A 14461-nucleotide genomic window follows, 5' to 3' on the forward strand; every position below is an offset into this window, starting at 1 on the left:
GAAATTAGCACTCAACATATGTGAGTGATAATATGAGGAGAGAATCCCGAGTAAACGAAAGGCAACGGAAGATACTCTATTGTGTCGTGAGGGAATACATCTTGACTAGAAAACCGATCAGTTCGGAACACGTTCTGAACGTGTCAAATTTGTCGTGCAGTGGTGCGACGGTGAGAAACGATTTGAGAAAACTTGAATACTTGGGATACTTGTATCAACCGCACACTTCAGCTGGCAGAATTCCAACAGATAAAGGTTTCAGATTCTACGTTGATGAAACCCTGAAAATTGCCAAAGATTACGCACAAAAATCTCACCAAGTGGACGTACGCTATCCGATGACCTACGGCGATATGGAGAAGATACTGGAAGGAGCTACAATCGCTCTGGCTCGTATGACTAAAGGAGTTGTGATTTTGGAGAAGCCAGATACAGGACGATTGAAAGTGCTTAGAGCGATTGTAACTCCGATTACTTCCGATCATTACCTAGTATCGGTGGTGACGGAACTGGGATTGATAAAGTTTATGCCGTTCCGTACTTTTGAAAGTATTGATCATACAAAGCTTGAGGCGCTTTTGAATCACGTGTTAAAGGGTCGAAGTATCGAGAATCCTTTAGGAGGTGTTTTTGAAAATGACTGGGATGAATCTCTAATAGATCTTTCGGAAGAACTGATCAGTTCGATGAGAGATGATCTCAGAAGCAGTATGATAAAAGTAGGACTCGACGTTCTCGTGAGTAGTGAAAAGTTTAACATAGATGAGATCAGAAGTTTGTCCAAGTTTTTTTCGGATGATACTTCGATCAAATCTTTCTTGTCGAGAGTTAGTGAGACTCCCGCGGTCTTCATAGGAAGCGAGCACGGCATAGAAGGAATGGAAAGATTTTCTGTTTTCGTCGATTCTTATCGCAAGGCGGATGAGCCTATGGGCAAGGTCTTGATAATCACCTCAAAGGTGGTAAAGTACGAAGAAATAATGAACGTTTTGACATATGTCACAAGTAGACTCACTGAGTACTTCACCGTTGTGACAAGGGAGGTGGAAAGATGATTGAGAACGAAAAAGCAAACGGAATGATTGAAGATAAAAAGCAAGCTCTAACAGAAGAAAATTTGATCGAAAAGCTTTCAAAGGAGAAGGAAGAATTGTTAAAGCATCTTAAAGAACTGAAAGCTCAGTTTGAGAACTTCAGAAAAGATTCGCTCAGGGAGCGTGAGATGATCCTCAAAAATGCCAATGAGTACTTGCTTGCAAAGCTTATTCCTGTGCTCGATGACATGGATCGAGCATTCTCAATAGTCGAATCAGGTGGATCTTATGAAGATTTCTACAAAGGTATGAAAATGATTCACCGAAAATTATGGAAAGTTCTGAACGATGAGGGCTTCTTCAAAATAGAAGTGGGTCAAAAATTCGATCCTTTTGAACATGAAGCTGTCGAGAGAATAGAGAGCAACGAGAGAGAAGAATACGATATCCTCGAAGTTGTTGAAAGCGGTTATAAGTATCACACTAAAATCCTAAAACCTGCGAAAGTCAAAGTTTCGGTAAAACCTATAAGAGGTGAAGAAAGTGCCAAGGCAGTATAAAGACTATTACGCTATTTTGGGAGTATCTAGGGACGCTTCTGAGGAGGAAATAAAAAAAGCCTATAAAAAGCTGATAAAACAGTGGCATCCAGACTTGCATCCTGAGAATAAAAAAGAAGCCGAGGAGAAATTCAAGGAGATCCAGGAAGCTTACGAGGTTTTGAGTGATCCTCAGAAACGAGCTATGTACGATAGATTTGGTTACGTTGGTGAACATGATTTTTCACAGCAGGCTTCATCCACCACCTTCGAGGACATATTCAGAGATTTTGAGAGTTTCTTTGGTCGTGATGTGTTCGATATTTTTTTCGGTGAGAGAGGATCGACTCAAGAGGCTCAGAAAGCTGCAAGACGTAGGGCAGGTGAAGATATCAGTATCACGGTCGAAATAGATTTTTCTGAATCGCTCGTTGGTAAGCAAGTACCGATCGAGTACGAGAGGTATGAAATGTGCGACCATTGCCACGGTGAAGGTATAGAACCTGGAAGCGGTTATCAAACCTGTCCGAGGTGCCACGGATCTGGAATACTCAGAGAAGAACGGAGAAGTGTTTTTGGAGTGTTCGTGAGCACAAGGACATGCTCGATGTGTGGTGGTAGCGGTCGTGTTATCAAAGAAAAGTGCCACGTTTGTGGGGGAACTGGGAGGTTGAAGAAGAGGGTACGAACGGTGGTCAATATACCTGCTGGTGTCACCGATGGCACAAAGCTCAAAGTAGAAGGTGGGGGCAATGCAGGATACGGTGGTGGTCCATACGGTGATCTTTATGTGATCGTGCATGTGAAACCAAGCAAAAAATTCAGACGTCAAGACGACGATATTTACGCGGAGATAACGATAGATTACTTGCAGGCCATCCTTGGCACGACCGTTCGTATTGATCTTCCAGATGGTGGTTCGACGATGCTGAGAATACCACCTGGTACACAGCCTGGGACCATGTTTAGACTGAAAGGTGAAGGTGCTCCATCATTGAGAACTGGCAGGCGCGGCGATCTGTATATCACGGTGAATGTGAAAATACCGGATGATATCTCTGGGAAAGAAGCAGAACTCCTCAAGCAGATAGCTAGAATGAGGGGTGTAGATGTATTATAACTAGTTTTTAGCAATTTTTACCAAAATTCAATCATTTTGGCGAATTATTCCCCGCAAAGGCGGGATTTTTTCTTTTCACAACATTTTACAACACTATGAGAATATGATAGAATAATTTGTGAAAATTTTGAAAAGGAGGCTCGAACATGACGTGGGAGGAACTCCAAGCTTTCCTTTCACAGAATCCCACCATTCAGGAAGCCAAATCCCTCGCTAAGAAAATCGGTCTGAGAGTAAAAAAGCGGATGAAGAAAACTGAGATCTTGAAACTTCTTGAAGAATTTGCTAAATCTTTGAAGACTGAAACCAAGGTCAGTCAGGAACAAGCAACGATCAGTCAACCTTTAAAACCTTCAGAATTACCAGAATCCTATGGATCCGATAGGATCGTTTTACTACCCATCAATCCTCATTTGGTGTTCGTGTGTTGGGATCTTTCAAAAGAAACTTACTCGAAACTTTCAAGTCAACCGGAAGTGGTGTTGCGATTGTACGATGTGACGTACATAAATTTCGATGGAACGAACGCTCATCGTATATTCGAAGCAGGTGTACATCTTGCAACAACGAGAAATTATTACTTTCATGTGCCATCATCGAACGCCGATTATCTGGCGGAACTTGGTTTCAAAGTGGAAGGAAAGTTTTTCTCATTGCTCAGATCCAACGTTGTACACACACCATCAGACACCCCTTCCTCATCGGTTCGACAGAGATGGTTCACCAAGGGTAAATATACAGTGAAAGTTGGAGAACCCCTCTTGAAACCCATCGAGAGAATCTATACCTCATCGTACATGGAGAGTGGTCGAAGATGAATGGATATTTCGTTCTTGTTCTCCATACGCATCTACCGTACGTGAATCATCCCAATCACAAACTTTACTTGGAAGAAAGATGGTACACAGAAGCAGTTTTGGAATGTTATATACCTTTACTCTTAGTATTCGATCGATTGAGGGAAAAGAAAGTGCCTTTCAAAGTTACGGTGTCTATCAGTCCACCATTACTTGAAATGTTCAGAAATGACGTATTGAACGAAAAAGTGAAGGATTACACTAGAAAACTTCTAGAACTGTGCGACAAAGAACTCACCAAAGTGAATACGCAAAGAGAGAAAGACTTAGTTAGCTTCTATAGAGAAAGGTTTCTCTCATGTCTAAGCTATCTAGAGTCTGTGAACGGAAAGCTGATGGAAGGTTTCAAAAAACATGCCGAATCCGGTCACATTCAACTCATTACGTGTAACGCAACTCACGGTTTTTTACCACTCGCGCGTTACCAGCCTTTCACGGTTAATGCCCAAGTTGCTCTCGGTGTGGAAGCGTTTAAACAACATTTTGGCTTTTATCCGAAAGGTATGTGGCTTGCTGAATGTGGTTATTATGCGGGCTTGGACGAGATTCTGAAAAAGCACGGGGTGGAATTCTTCTTCGTTGATTCGCATGCGTTCTGGTATGCTGATGAGAGACCCAAGTATGGTGTCTACAGACCAATTATGACTCCTTCCGGAGTGTTCGCTTTTGCCAGAGATCCAGAATCCAGTGAACAAGTTTGGAGCGCCAGTACAGGTTATCCTGGTGATGGTAGATACAGAGAGTTTTACAGAGACATTGGCTTCGATAGAGATTATGAATACATCAAACCTTACATTGACCCGAGTGGTGTGAGGACAAACGTTGGGATAAAGTACCACAGAATAACCACCAAAGAGACTCCTCTGGAGAGAAAAGAGTTTTACGATAGGGAACAGGCACTCGTTGCCGCTCACGAACACGCCGTGGACTTTTTAAACAAAAAGATAGCTCAAATATCAAAGTTGATCGACGTGTTCGGTCAACCACCTGTGATCGTGGCTCCTTTCGACACCGAACTTTTCGGACATTGGTGGTTTGAAGGTCCTGAGTTTCTCGAAAATTTTTTTGTTGAAGCCGCAAAACATAAAACCATCAAGTTTGTAACTCCTTCTGAACTGATAGAGAAGTTTGATACTTACCAAGTAATAACACCAGCCGATACTTCCTGGGGCAATGGAGGTTATTTTGACACATGGTTGAACGGTAAGAACGATTGGATCCACTTGCATCTCATTGAAATCAGGGACAGAATGAAAAAACTCGCTGAAAATTATTTCGAGGAGAAAAATCCATTGAAAGTTAGAGCATTGAATCAGATGCTCAGAGAGTTATTACTGGCTGAGTCTAGCGATTGGCCTTTCATCATGACCACAGGAACCAGCGTTGAATATGCAGTTAACAGAATCAAAACTCACGTGAAACGCTTTTTAGATCTGGAGAGTCAACTCGTGAGGGATAATATAGATGAGGAATTTCTCACAAGGATTGAGCGAGAAGACGACATTTTCCCTTGGGTGGATTATAGGGTCTACGCAGGTTCACAACCGAGGAAGGAGGGATAAAGTGCCTGCAAAGTATTTCGAAATCAGATGGCACTCGAGAGCAGGTCAAGGTGCTAAAAGTGCAGCTCAGTTGTTGGCTGAAACTGTTCTTGAGGAAGGTAAGTACGCCCAAGCATTCCCGGAGTATGGTGCTGAAAGATCAGGAGCGCCTATGAGAGCTTTCAACAGGATAAGTGAAGGTAAGATACGTGTTCATCATTCGGTTGAAAATCCCGATGTAGTTGTGGTGATCGATGAAACATTACTTTCTCCGGCCATAGCTGCTGGTTTAAAGAAAGAAGGAGTCCTCATAGTGAATACGAAACACACACTCGATTACGTGAGGAAAAAGACGAATTTCAGCGGTAGGATATGCTTGGTTAATGCAACAGATATAGCCCTTCAAGAGATCAAGAGAGGGGTTCCAAACACAGTTATGCTTGGGACTTTGGCACGTGTGACAGGACTGGTGAACATTGAAGTTGTTGAAAAAAAGATAAGAGAGATGTTCGACAGGAAATTACCAGAGGAAATGATCCAAGCTAACATCAGAGCGCTCAAACGTGGTTTTGAGGAGGTGCAGTGCAGTGGCTGAGCTGAAGAAATGGTATGAGTTACCTATAGCTGGTTTAATCGTTGAACCTGGTACTGCACGCAAATATAAAACTGGAGATTGGAGAGTCAAAAGGCCGATATACGATAGATCTAAGTGTATCGATTGTATGATTTGCTGGTTCTACTGTCCGGATCTAGCGATCATCCAAGAGAACGGCATCATGAAGGGTATAAACTATTTCTACTGCAAAGGTTGCGGTGTTTGTGCAAACGTTTGTCCAAAGTCCGCGATTGAAATGCGTCCAGAGACTGAATTCATTGGGAAGGAGGACTGAGCGATGGCAAGCAAAAAAGTACTGGCCATAACAGGTGCAGAAGCTGCTGCGTACGCGATGAAGCAAATAGAACCCGATGTCGTGGCGGCTTACCCTATAACCCCTCAGACACCGATCGTTGAGTATTTTGCTAAATATGTAGCGGATGGTGAAGTCAGAACAGAGATGATACCGGTGGAAAGCGAGCATTCTGCGATGAGTGCAGTGGTTGGTGCCGCTGCAGCGGGTGCGAGAGCGATGACTGCTACGAGTGCTCAAGGACTCGCTCTGATGCATGAAATAGTATATATCGCTGCTTCAATGAGGTTGCCAATAGTCATGGGAGTTGTGAACAGGGCTTTGAGCGCTCCCATCAACATACACTGTGACCACAGCGATGCTATGTCAGAAAGAGATTCCGGATGGATTCAACTCTTTTGTGAAGATGTTCAGGAAGTTTACGATCTGACAATATTAGCTGTGAAGCTTGCAGAACATGAAGATGTCAGATTACCGGTGATGGTGAATCAAGATGGTTTTATCTTGTCGCACGGAGTCGAGCCGGTTGAGGTGTTACCGGATGAAGTCGTTAAGAAATTCGTTGGAAGTTATAAGCCGATATACCCGTTGTTGGACACCGACCATCCTGTGACCTACGGTGCGCTCGATCTGTACGATTATTACTTTGAGCACAAAAGACAACAAATAGAAGCCATGAAGAATGTTTATAGGATTTTCCCATTGGTGGCTGAGGAATTTTACAAAATTAGTGGTCGTAGGTACAACTATGTCGAGCCCTATAAGATGGAAAACGCAGAATTCGTCATCGTAGCCCTTGGATCATCCAACGGAACAATAAAAGATGTAGTGGATGAATTGAGAAGTGAGGGAAAGAAAGTCGGTCTTTTGAAGATATGGATGTTCAGACCCTTCCCAAAAGCTGAAATTCAAAGATATCTCACTGCGCGTAAAGCCGTCGTTGTGCTCGATAGGGCTGCATCCTTTGGGGCGGAGGCTCCACTGTATGAAGCAGTGAAATCTGCACTTTATGAGGTTGCAGTAAGACCTTTGATGGGATCATTCGTTTATGGGCTCGGAGGAAGAGATCTGAAACCAGAACACGTCAGATATGCCTTCGAAAGAGCCATGGCACTTGACCTAGTCGCCGATAGGGAAGAGTACCTGGGTCTGAGAGAGTGAGGAGGTGTCCAATATGCCGTTGACGATGAAAAAGTTGGCAGAGATTTTCACTAATAGAGAAATTGGTATCACGCAAGGTCATAGGATGTGTCCAGGTTGCGCCGCACCAATGACGGTAAAAATGGTGTTGATGACAGCTAAAGCGTTAGGCTATGAACCAATCATAGGCTTTGCAACTGGGTGTATGGAAGTTTCATCTACCATATTTCCTTACACATCGTGGTCTGTACCATACATTCACAATGCCTTTGAAAATGTTGCGGCAACGATCAGTGGCGTTGAAACGGCTTACAGAGCACTCAAAAAAGCTGGAAAAATTCCCCCTGATAAGAAGTATGCCTTCATAGCGTTCGGAGGAGACGGAGGAACATATGACATAGGTTTGCAAGCCCTCTCGGGTGCAATAGAGAGAGGACACAAAATGCTTTATGTTCTCTACGACAACGAAGGTTACATGAACACGGGAAACCAACGTTCGGGGTCGACCCCGCCAGGTGCAGACACAACAACAGCGCCGGTGGGAAAGGTAGTTCCTGGAAAGCTCCAGTTGAAAAAGAACATCGTTGAAATAGTCGCTGGTCATGAGTATGTTTATGCAGCAACCGTGACACCCGGTGAACCAATGGATTTCATCAACAAAATTGAAAAAGCCCTGCAGTTTGACGGTCCTGCTTTCATTGCTTCTCTCAGTCCTTGTGTGAGGTATTGGAGGGTCGACGATGACAAAGCTGTTGACATAACCAAGCTGGCGGTTCAAACGAAGTATTGGCCATTGTATGAAGTCGACAGGGGAGTGTACAGAGTAACCAGAAAGCCTGCTAGCTTTAAACCGGTTGCTGATTTCATTAAAATTCAAGGTCGATTCAGGCTCCTGTTACAAAGATCAGATGCCGAGCAGATACTGAACGAATTGCAACAGTACGTTGATAGACGTTGGGAAAGATTGTTGGCGTTTGAGGAGGCGACCAAGGACAAACCGATAAGATGAAACGGTTCCACCTTGAGGAGGTGGTGAACCGTGAAAGCTTTGCTCTTGATTGATCTGCAGAAAGATTTTGTGGAAGCGGGTGGGGCACTCTATTTTTCTGGGGCGGAAAGGGTGCTTTCACCCGTTTCAGAATTGATTGAGGATTACAAACGAAAAAATTTTCCAATCATCACTACGCAGGATTGGCATGAAGAAAATGATGAGGAGTTCAAAGTTTGGCCTAAGCATTGCGTTAAGGAAAGCAAAGGAGCGGAATTGACCGAGCCTTTGAAGAAACTCTTGACTGGTTATGTTAACCATATAGCTATACGCAAAACTCGTTACAGCGCATTTTATGGAACGAATTTTGAAGAGATCCTCAAGTCCAAGGGAATCAGTGAAGTAGAAGTATGTGGTGTTGTCACTCATATTTGCGTGCTTTTCACTGTAGAAGAGCTCAGAAATAGGGGTATCAAAGTGATCGTTAGAAAGGATGGTGTAGCTTCTTACGATGAGGAGTTCCATAGATGCGCGTTGAGGTTGATGAAAGAGGTCCTCAGAGCCGAGGTGATCTAATGAGAAAAAGAAGACTCGATCCTAAGGTTTTCAAAGTCCCAATTGACAGGATCAGGGGAAATTATTATTCTGACATATATTTCGTCAGATACGTGGAAGTTCTCAAAAAGGACAACAGGCATCCAAGGGTGCTTTATCAATTCTTTCCAAGGAAAGACTGCGTTGTCGTTGGTATAGATGAGGCGTTGGCAATATTGAGGTTCGCAACTGGTTATTACAAAGATGAAGTTAAAGCTAGAGAGCTTTTCAGGGAGATCTTGAATTTAGATCGTGCAATACAGGCTGCTTCAGTGGAGATGGACATGGAGACTGTCCTCAGTTGCACAAAGCGAAAATGGGATCTGAGGCTAAAACTAGATGAACTTTGGATTGATAAATGGGACGAAATAGAGGTGCGGGCTCTGTACGATGGTGACGAGGCAAAAGAGTGGGAACCCATAATGGTTATAGAGGGAGATCCGACATATTTTGGATATCTAGAAACAGTTCTTTTAGGTGTTATAGCACGCGCAACAAGCACGGCAACTGCTGTGAGGGAAGTGGTGAAGGCTGCCCGTGGAAAACCCGTGCTCTATTTCAGCGCCCGTTTTGATCATTATTGGGTCCAAGCAACGGATGGTTACGCTGCTTTATGTGCTGGAGCGTTTGGAGTTTCAACTGATGCCAATGCTGATTATTGGGGTGTAGAATCCATGGGAACAATGCCGCATGCGCTCATAGCTGCATACGATGGAAGCACAGAAGCCGCAGCTATAGCTTTCGACAAACACATGCCAGAGAACGTGAAGAGAATCATATTGGTTGATTGGGACAACGACGTAATAGGCACGACTTTCAAAGTTGTCAAGGCTTTCTATGAATACCATATGAAAAGACCTTTCAAACTTGGTGAGACGGATCCATCACCAATAATAGGTGAGGGTAAAGGTAAGATATGGGGAGTCAGGTTTGACACTTCCGGCAACATGAGGGATGTCTCAGTTGTACCGAGAGACGAATCATCCCTTGGAGTATGTCCAGAGTTGGTTTGGCGTGCACGACAAGAATTCGATAGATTTGGCTTAAAAAATCTAAAGATAGTCGTTTCTGGCGGATTCGATGCGCAGAAGATAGAACTTTTTGAAAAACTCAATGTCCCCGCGGACGTCTATGCAGTTGGTTCGAAACTGTTGAGGCAGAAAGTGGACATCACGGCTGACATAGTTGAGGTCAATGGTAAACCCTGTGCAAAGGCTGGCAGATTCAAGCGTGACCTGTCTCGTCTTGAGATAGTTCCAAAGCGGTATTGGGAGGAGGTGTGAACATGATAGAAAAAGGTACGTGGCTTGTGAAAAAAGGATTCGCTGAGATGTTTAAAGGTGGCGTCATCATGGACGTCACGAATGCCGAGCAAGCGAAAATAGCTGAGGAAGCAGGAGCAGTCGCAGTCATGGCTTTAGAACGAGTTCCGGCGGATATAAGGAAAGCTGGTGGTGTCGCGCGAATGGCAAGCATATCGAAGATAAGAGAGATCATGGAAGCGGTGAGTATACCAGTTATGGCAAAGGTCAGGATTGGTCACATAGCAGAAGCCAGAATCTTGGAAGCTCTCGGTGTAGACTTCATTGATGAATCTGAAGTGCTCACGCCTGCGGACGATAGATTTCACATCAACAAGCATGAGTTCAAAGTACCGTTTGTGTGTGGGGCCAGAGATTTAGGAGAAGCTCTGAGGAGGATTGCCGAGGGTGCAGCTATGATTAGAACTAAAGGGGAAGCCGGTACCGGGAACGTAGTTGAAGCAGTGAAGCACATGAGAAAAGTCATGGACGAGATCAGACGAGTTCAAACCATGGCAGACGAGGAGCTAGTCAGTTATGCTAAAGAGATAGGAGCACCAGTTGAACTCGTGAAAGAAGTCAAAAGGCTTGGTCGATTACCAGTTGTGAACTTTGCAGCTGGTGGTGTGGCAACGCCAGCTGACGCTGCGCTAATGATGATGCTTGGTGCTGATGGTGTGTTCGTTGGATCTGGCATATTCAAATCGAAAGAACCTGCAAAAATGGCACGTGCTATGGTGCTCGCAGTTACCTATTGGAATGACCCGGAAATGCTGCTCAAAGTTTGTGAAGACATAGGTGAGCCGATGCCGGGATTGGAAATATCGACGCTTGAAGTTCATATGCAAGAGAGAGGGTGGTAAAAGTTGTTGATCGGTGTACTCGCACTACAGGGAGATTTCAGAGAACATATCTGGTCACTTCGAAGACTTGGAGTGGAAGCTTTTGCAGTGAAAACCGTTTCAGATCTAGAAAAGATAAATGGTTTGGTGATACCTGGAGGTGAATCAACGAGCATCGGGAAGATAGCGAAAGTAACTGGAGTCGGTGATAAGATTGTGCAGCTTGCGAAAGATGGTCTACCCATATATGGTACTTGTGCTGGTATGATACTCCTTGCAAAGAAAATTGTTGATCATCCGGATCAGTACACTTTCAAGTTGATGGATATCGCTGTGAAGCGCAACGCATATGGTAGGCAGATTGAAAGTTTTGAAGTATATCTGGATGTTGCAAAAATAGGTAAAGTGAAAGCAGTTTTCATAAGAGCCCCTAAAGTGTTGGAATGGAGTAGCAATGTAGAAGTTTTGGCAACCTACGAAGGTACGCCAGTGCTAGTCCAACAGGGTAATCTGTTAGCGAGCTCTTTCCATCCAGAGTTAACAGACGATTTGAAGATACATGAATACTTCGTCAAAATGGTAGCTGATCGATATGAGAGCGTACGTTGATTTTTCGGGCAGAGACACTTTTGATAAGATTTGTTCAGCGATTTTTCTTTCAGGTGGAGTTGTTGTCTCCCGGGAAATTGATGCGGATTTTTTCGTCGGGGAAAAGGTTCATCCTTTTCTGAGGACTGTTCTTGTCTCTAGCAGCATACCGGAAGACCTTTCAAACGTGATAGATGTTATTTTACCTTCACAGTCACTCCAGTATTATTTGAAAAAATTCAGCTTGATCTTTTGTCATTTCGTTCATGGACTGGGCTTAGAAGATTTCTTGGACGAGGAAATCTACAAATCTCATAGATATAACTTCCCGTTGTGCGTCATTTTATTACGCTTGGTGAATTCAAATACGCATCTGCTACAGAGGATATACTGTGTTCTTAAAAATCAAGCGAGAGAATCCGATAAGGTTTTCATCTATGACGCTGCTACCATAATCATAGTTCTTCCATACACGGATTTAGATGGCGCAAAGATCTTTGCTCGTAGGATTTTGAGGAGATCGAAAATGATCAATTTTGGTGGGAAAATCCCAGAAATTGTCGTTTCTGTAACGCAAACAACTTCGGATTCTGATTCAAGCGAATTACTGGCGAGGTTAGAAGAGTTTGTGAAAAAGGCTTTTGAAACAGGCCAAAGGTTGATAGTTGTTTAAAAAGCGAAAATATCGCTTTCTCCAATAATTCAGCTATTCTTCTTCACTCGAGTTTGTTAACTAAAAAGCCCAGCGCGCGCTGGGCTTTTTGTATCAGCTAATTTTAAGTTCTTCAAAAAGCCTTTGGAGTAATTCCTTAGCTACCCTTGTTTGTGCTTCGATAGTTGAAGCACCTATGTGAGGTGTGGCTACAATGTATGGGAGTTGCAGCAATTTTTTTCTAAGCTCATCATTTGGCGGTTCTACTTCAAACACATCGAGTGCAGCGGCGTAAACTTTTCTCTTCACAAGCGCATCGTACAGTGCGGCTTCATCTATCACACCACCACGTGATGTATTCACGATGATGACCCCGTCCTTCATTTTTGCTATGCTTTCTGCGTTTATCAAATGTTTTGTTTCCTTCGTCAAAGGAACATGTAATGTGATGAAATCTGACACAGCATAGAGCTCGTCCAAGTTGACGATCCTAACACCTTCGAATCTTTGTACGTATGGATCGTAAGCTACAACGTTCATACCGAAGACGATCGCCCTTTTAGCTACCTCTCTCCCGATGGTTCCGATCCCGATGATGCCAAGTGTTTTGCCAAACAGTTCAACACCTTCGAGATCTTTCTTCGTCCAGATCCCATTTTTGAGATCGAGAGTTCCTCTCGCTATGTGTCTCGCAGCTGCCAACATCAAACCGAAGGTCAACTCTGCAACTGATATGGCACTCGCGCCGGGCGTATTCAAAACTTTGATACCTCTCTTTTGGGCTGTTTCGACATCTATATTATCCAAGCCAACACCGGCTCTGCAGATCAGCCTCAGCTTGGTTCCTCTTTCTATCACATCAGCTGTGACTTTCGTAGCACTCCTAACTATGAGTACTTCTATTTCTGGTATCATTGCTAACAGCTTTTCTTTCTCAAGATGCTCACAAGTGACATTGAGTTGTGGCTTTGCCTTCAACATTTCAATTGCTTCTTTTTCCAGCGGGTCGTTCACGTGTACTCTTATCATCCTGCAACCCCCTCACGGTGAAAGGTTTCCATGGCGGCTTTGACGCCTTCACCGAATTTAACAGGATATCCGAGTTCGTGTAAAGTGAATTCCAAAGCAGAAATGGCAGCGATGGTGTCGAAGATCGAGACATATCCAAGATGTGCTATTCTGAATATCGTGTTCGTTATTTTCCCCTGACCGCCAGCGATCGTCACACCATATTTATCTCTCATGATCTTTGTGATCTTTTTTGATTCCAAACCAGAAGGGACCTTAACAGCCGTACAAACATTTCCAGGTCGTCTCGAAAATAGCTCGAGTCCGAGGGCTTTAATAGCATTACGCGTGGCTTCACCCAAAATTCTGTGCCTCTCCCAAACATTTTCTATACCTTCTTCTTTCAACATCTTGATGCTCTGATTCAGCATGTATATCATATTCACCGCCGGCGTCCAAGGATTGTCTGGATAATTCTCTTCGTAATACCTTAGATCGAAGTAGTATTTGGGGCATTTATTGTTCTTCACTCGTTCCCACGCTTTCTCGCTGAGTGTGATGAAAGCTAATCCAGGAGGCATCATAATACCTTTCTGTGAGCCAGCGACAACTACGTCAACACCCCATTCATCCATCTTCAACGGTTCGGCGAGTAAGCCGCTGATCTCATCAGTCACCAAAACTCTATCTGTGTTTTTTGTCAACTTAGCTATAGCTTGAAGGTCTATCACGGTTCCTGTGGAGGTTTCACTGTGAGTTGTCAGGATAACCTTTGCGTCAGGATGTTCTTTCATCGCTTTTTCGATTTGCTCAGGTGTGACGGCGTCTCCCCATTCGAGGGCTATCTCGATGACCTCAATACCGTAAGATTCACATATCTCTTTCCAGCGTTCGCCAAATTTTCCAGCCACAACAACGATCGCTTTCTCTCCGGGATTGAGCAAATTTGTCACAGCAGCCTCCATTGCACCTGTTCCCGAAGAAACGAAAGCATAGACACGGTTTGACGTTTGGAACAAATAGCGTGCTTCGTCTAAAGTTTTTTCCATTATTTCAAGGAACTGTGGTGTTCTGTGGTGAATGGTTTCTTTCGCACCAGCCAAAAGTACATCCACAGGTACTGGTGTTGGACCAGGTGCCATGATATAGTGTTTTTTCAGCTTGATCATATGTACATCCCCCCAGTTGAGAGTTTTCCTTGGTTAGTTTACCACCAGGTGTGAAACCCTTTTTGAGTTTTGTTCAGCAAGAGTTTGCGTGCAATAAATTGCATCATGCAAATTTTTGCAGAAGAAGCTTTTTCATATTTGAAGAGGAAATCAATCTATTTCATGTTTTTGGCACGAATT

The 14461-nt window shown here is 43.8% G+C and carries 16 protein-coding genes; 14 read left to right on the forward strand and 2 right to left on the reverse strand.

Going from position 1 to position 14461, the window contains the following annotated elements; translation table 11 throughout:
- The first annotated feature begins 32 nt into the window (after positions 1-32).
- The 14 genes from hrcA to NZ875_01245 all read left to right on the forward strand — a co-directional run bounded on the left by hrcA (position 33) and on the right by NZ875_01245 (position 12125).
- A complete protein-coding gene (hrcA, locus tag NZ875_01180; protein MCS7174350.1) occupies positions 33-1055 on the forward strand; it encodes a heat-inducible transcriptional repressor HrcA in 1023 nt (340 codons plus the stop codon).
- Positions 1056-1078: 23 nt separating this feature from the next.
- The gene (locus tag NZ875_01185) at positions 1079-1594 is read left to right on the forward strand and encodes a nucleotide exchange factor GrpE (GenBank protein ID MCS7174351.1); all 516 of its coding nucleotides are present in this window, start codon (positions 1079-1081) and stop codon (positions 1592-1594) included.
- Complete coding sequence (gene dnaJ, locus NZ875_01190; protein ID MCS7174352.1) at positions 1578-2693, forward strand: molecular chaperone DnaJ; 1116 nt, start codon at positions 1578-1580, stop codon at positions 2691-2693. The genes NZ875_01185 and dnaJ overlap by 17 nt, the downstream gene beginning before the upstream one ends.
- 146 nt (positions 2694-2839) lie before the next feature.
- Positions 2840-3511 (forward strand): DUF4912 domain-containing protein, encoded by a 672-nt coding sequence (locus tag NZ875_01195; protein ID MCS7174353.1) that lies wholly within the window; start codon positions 2840-2842, stop codon positions 3509-3511.
- The gene (locus NZ875_01200) at positions 3508-5112 is read left to right on the forward strand and encodes a DUF1957 domain-containing protein (protein ID MCS7174354.1); all 1605 of its coding nucleotides are present in this window, start codon (positions 3508-3510) and stop codon (positions 5110-5112) included. The genes NZ875_01195 and NZ875_01200 overlap by 4 nt, the downstream gene beginning before the upstream one ends.
- A 1-nt stretch (position 5113) precedes the next feature.
- On the forward strand, positions 5114-5686 hold the full coding sequence (locus NZ875_01205) for a 2-oxoacid:acceptor oxidoreductase family protein (protein MCS7174355.1): 573 nt from the start codon (positions 5114-5116) through the stop codon (positions 5684-5686).
- Entirely contained in the window at positions 5679-5981 is a 303-nt protein-coding gene (gene porD / locus NZ875_01210) for a pyruvate synthase subunit PorD (GenBank protein MCS7174356.1), read from the forward strand. Before NZ875_01205 ends, porD begins: the two co-directional genes overlap by 8 nt.
- A gap of 3 nt (positions 5982-5984) precedes the next feature.
- Positions 5985-7160 carry a pyruvate synthase subunit PorA gene (gene porA, locus NZ875_01215; protein MCS7174357.1) on the forward strand — a complete coding sequence of 392 codons (1176 nt, stop codon included), beginning with the start codon at positions 5985-5987 and terminating at the stop codon, positions 7158-7160.
- Positions 7161-7173: 13 nt separating this feature from the next.
- Positions 7174-8148: a thiamine pyrophosphate-dependent enzyme gene (locus NZ875_01220; GenBank protein MCS7174358.1), complete on the forward strand. Its 975-nt coding sequence runs from the start codon at positions 7174-7176 to the stop codon at positions 8146-8148.
- A gap of 30 nt (positions 8149-8178) precedes the next feature.
- A complete protein-coding gene (locus NZ875_01225; protein MCS7174359.1) occupies positions 8179-8703 on the forward strand; it encodes a cysteine hydrolase in 525 nt (174 codons plus the stop codon).
- Positions 8703-10004, forward strand: coding sequence for a nicotinate phosphoribosyltransferase (locus tag NZ875_01230; protein MCS7174360.1), 1302 nt, complete (start codon positions 8703-8705; stop codon positions 10002-10004). Before NZ875_01225 ends, NZ875_01230 begins: the two co-directional genes overlap by 1 nt.
- A 2-nt stretch (positions 10005-10006) precedes the next feature.
- On the forward strand, positions 10007-10885 hold the full coding sequence (pdxS, locus tag NZ875_01235) for a pyridoxal 5'-phosphate synthase lyase subunit PdxS (protein MCS7174361.1): 879 nt from the start codon (positions 10007-10009) through the stop codon (positions 10883-10885).
- Between the two features lie 3 nt (positions 10886-10888).
- A complete protein-coding gene (gene pdxT, locus NZ875_01240) occupies positions 10889-11473 on the forward strand; it encodes a pyridoxal 5'-phosphate synthase glutaminase subunit PdxT (protein MCS7174362.1) in 585 nt (194 codons plus the stop codon).
- Entirely contained in the window at positions 11457-12125 is a 669-nt protein-coding gene (locus tag NZ875_01245; protein ID MCS7174363.1) for a hypothetical protein, read from the forward strand. Before pdxT ends, NZ875_01245 begins: the two co-directional genes overlap by 17 nt.
- Positions 12126-12218: 93 nt before the next feature.
- Here the strand turns inward: NZ875_01245 and NZ875_01250 are convergent, their stop codons facing one another.
- Both NZ875_01250 and NZ875_01255 read right to left on the reverse strand, forming a co-directional pair.
- On the reverse strand, positions 12219-13133 hold the full coding sequence (locus NZ875_01250; protein MCS7174364.1) for a D-2-hydroxyacid dehydrogenase: 915 nt from the start codon (positions 13131-13133) through the stop codon (positions 12219-12221).
- Positions 13130-14281, reverse strand: a complete 1152-nt coding sequence (locus tag NZ875_01255) for an alanine--glyoxylate aminotransferase family protein (GenBank protein ID MCS7174365.1) — start codon at positions 14279-14281, stop codon at positions 13130-13132. The genes NZ875_01250 and NZ875_01255 overlap by 4 nt, the downstream gene beginning before the upstream one ends.
- Between the last annotated feature and the right edge of the window lie 180 nt (positions 14282-14461).

Source organism: Pseudothermotoga sp., from assembly GCA_025060105.1.
Lineage (GTDB): Bacteria > Thermotogota > Thermotogae > Thermotogales > DSM-5069 > Pseudothermotoga_A.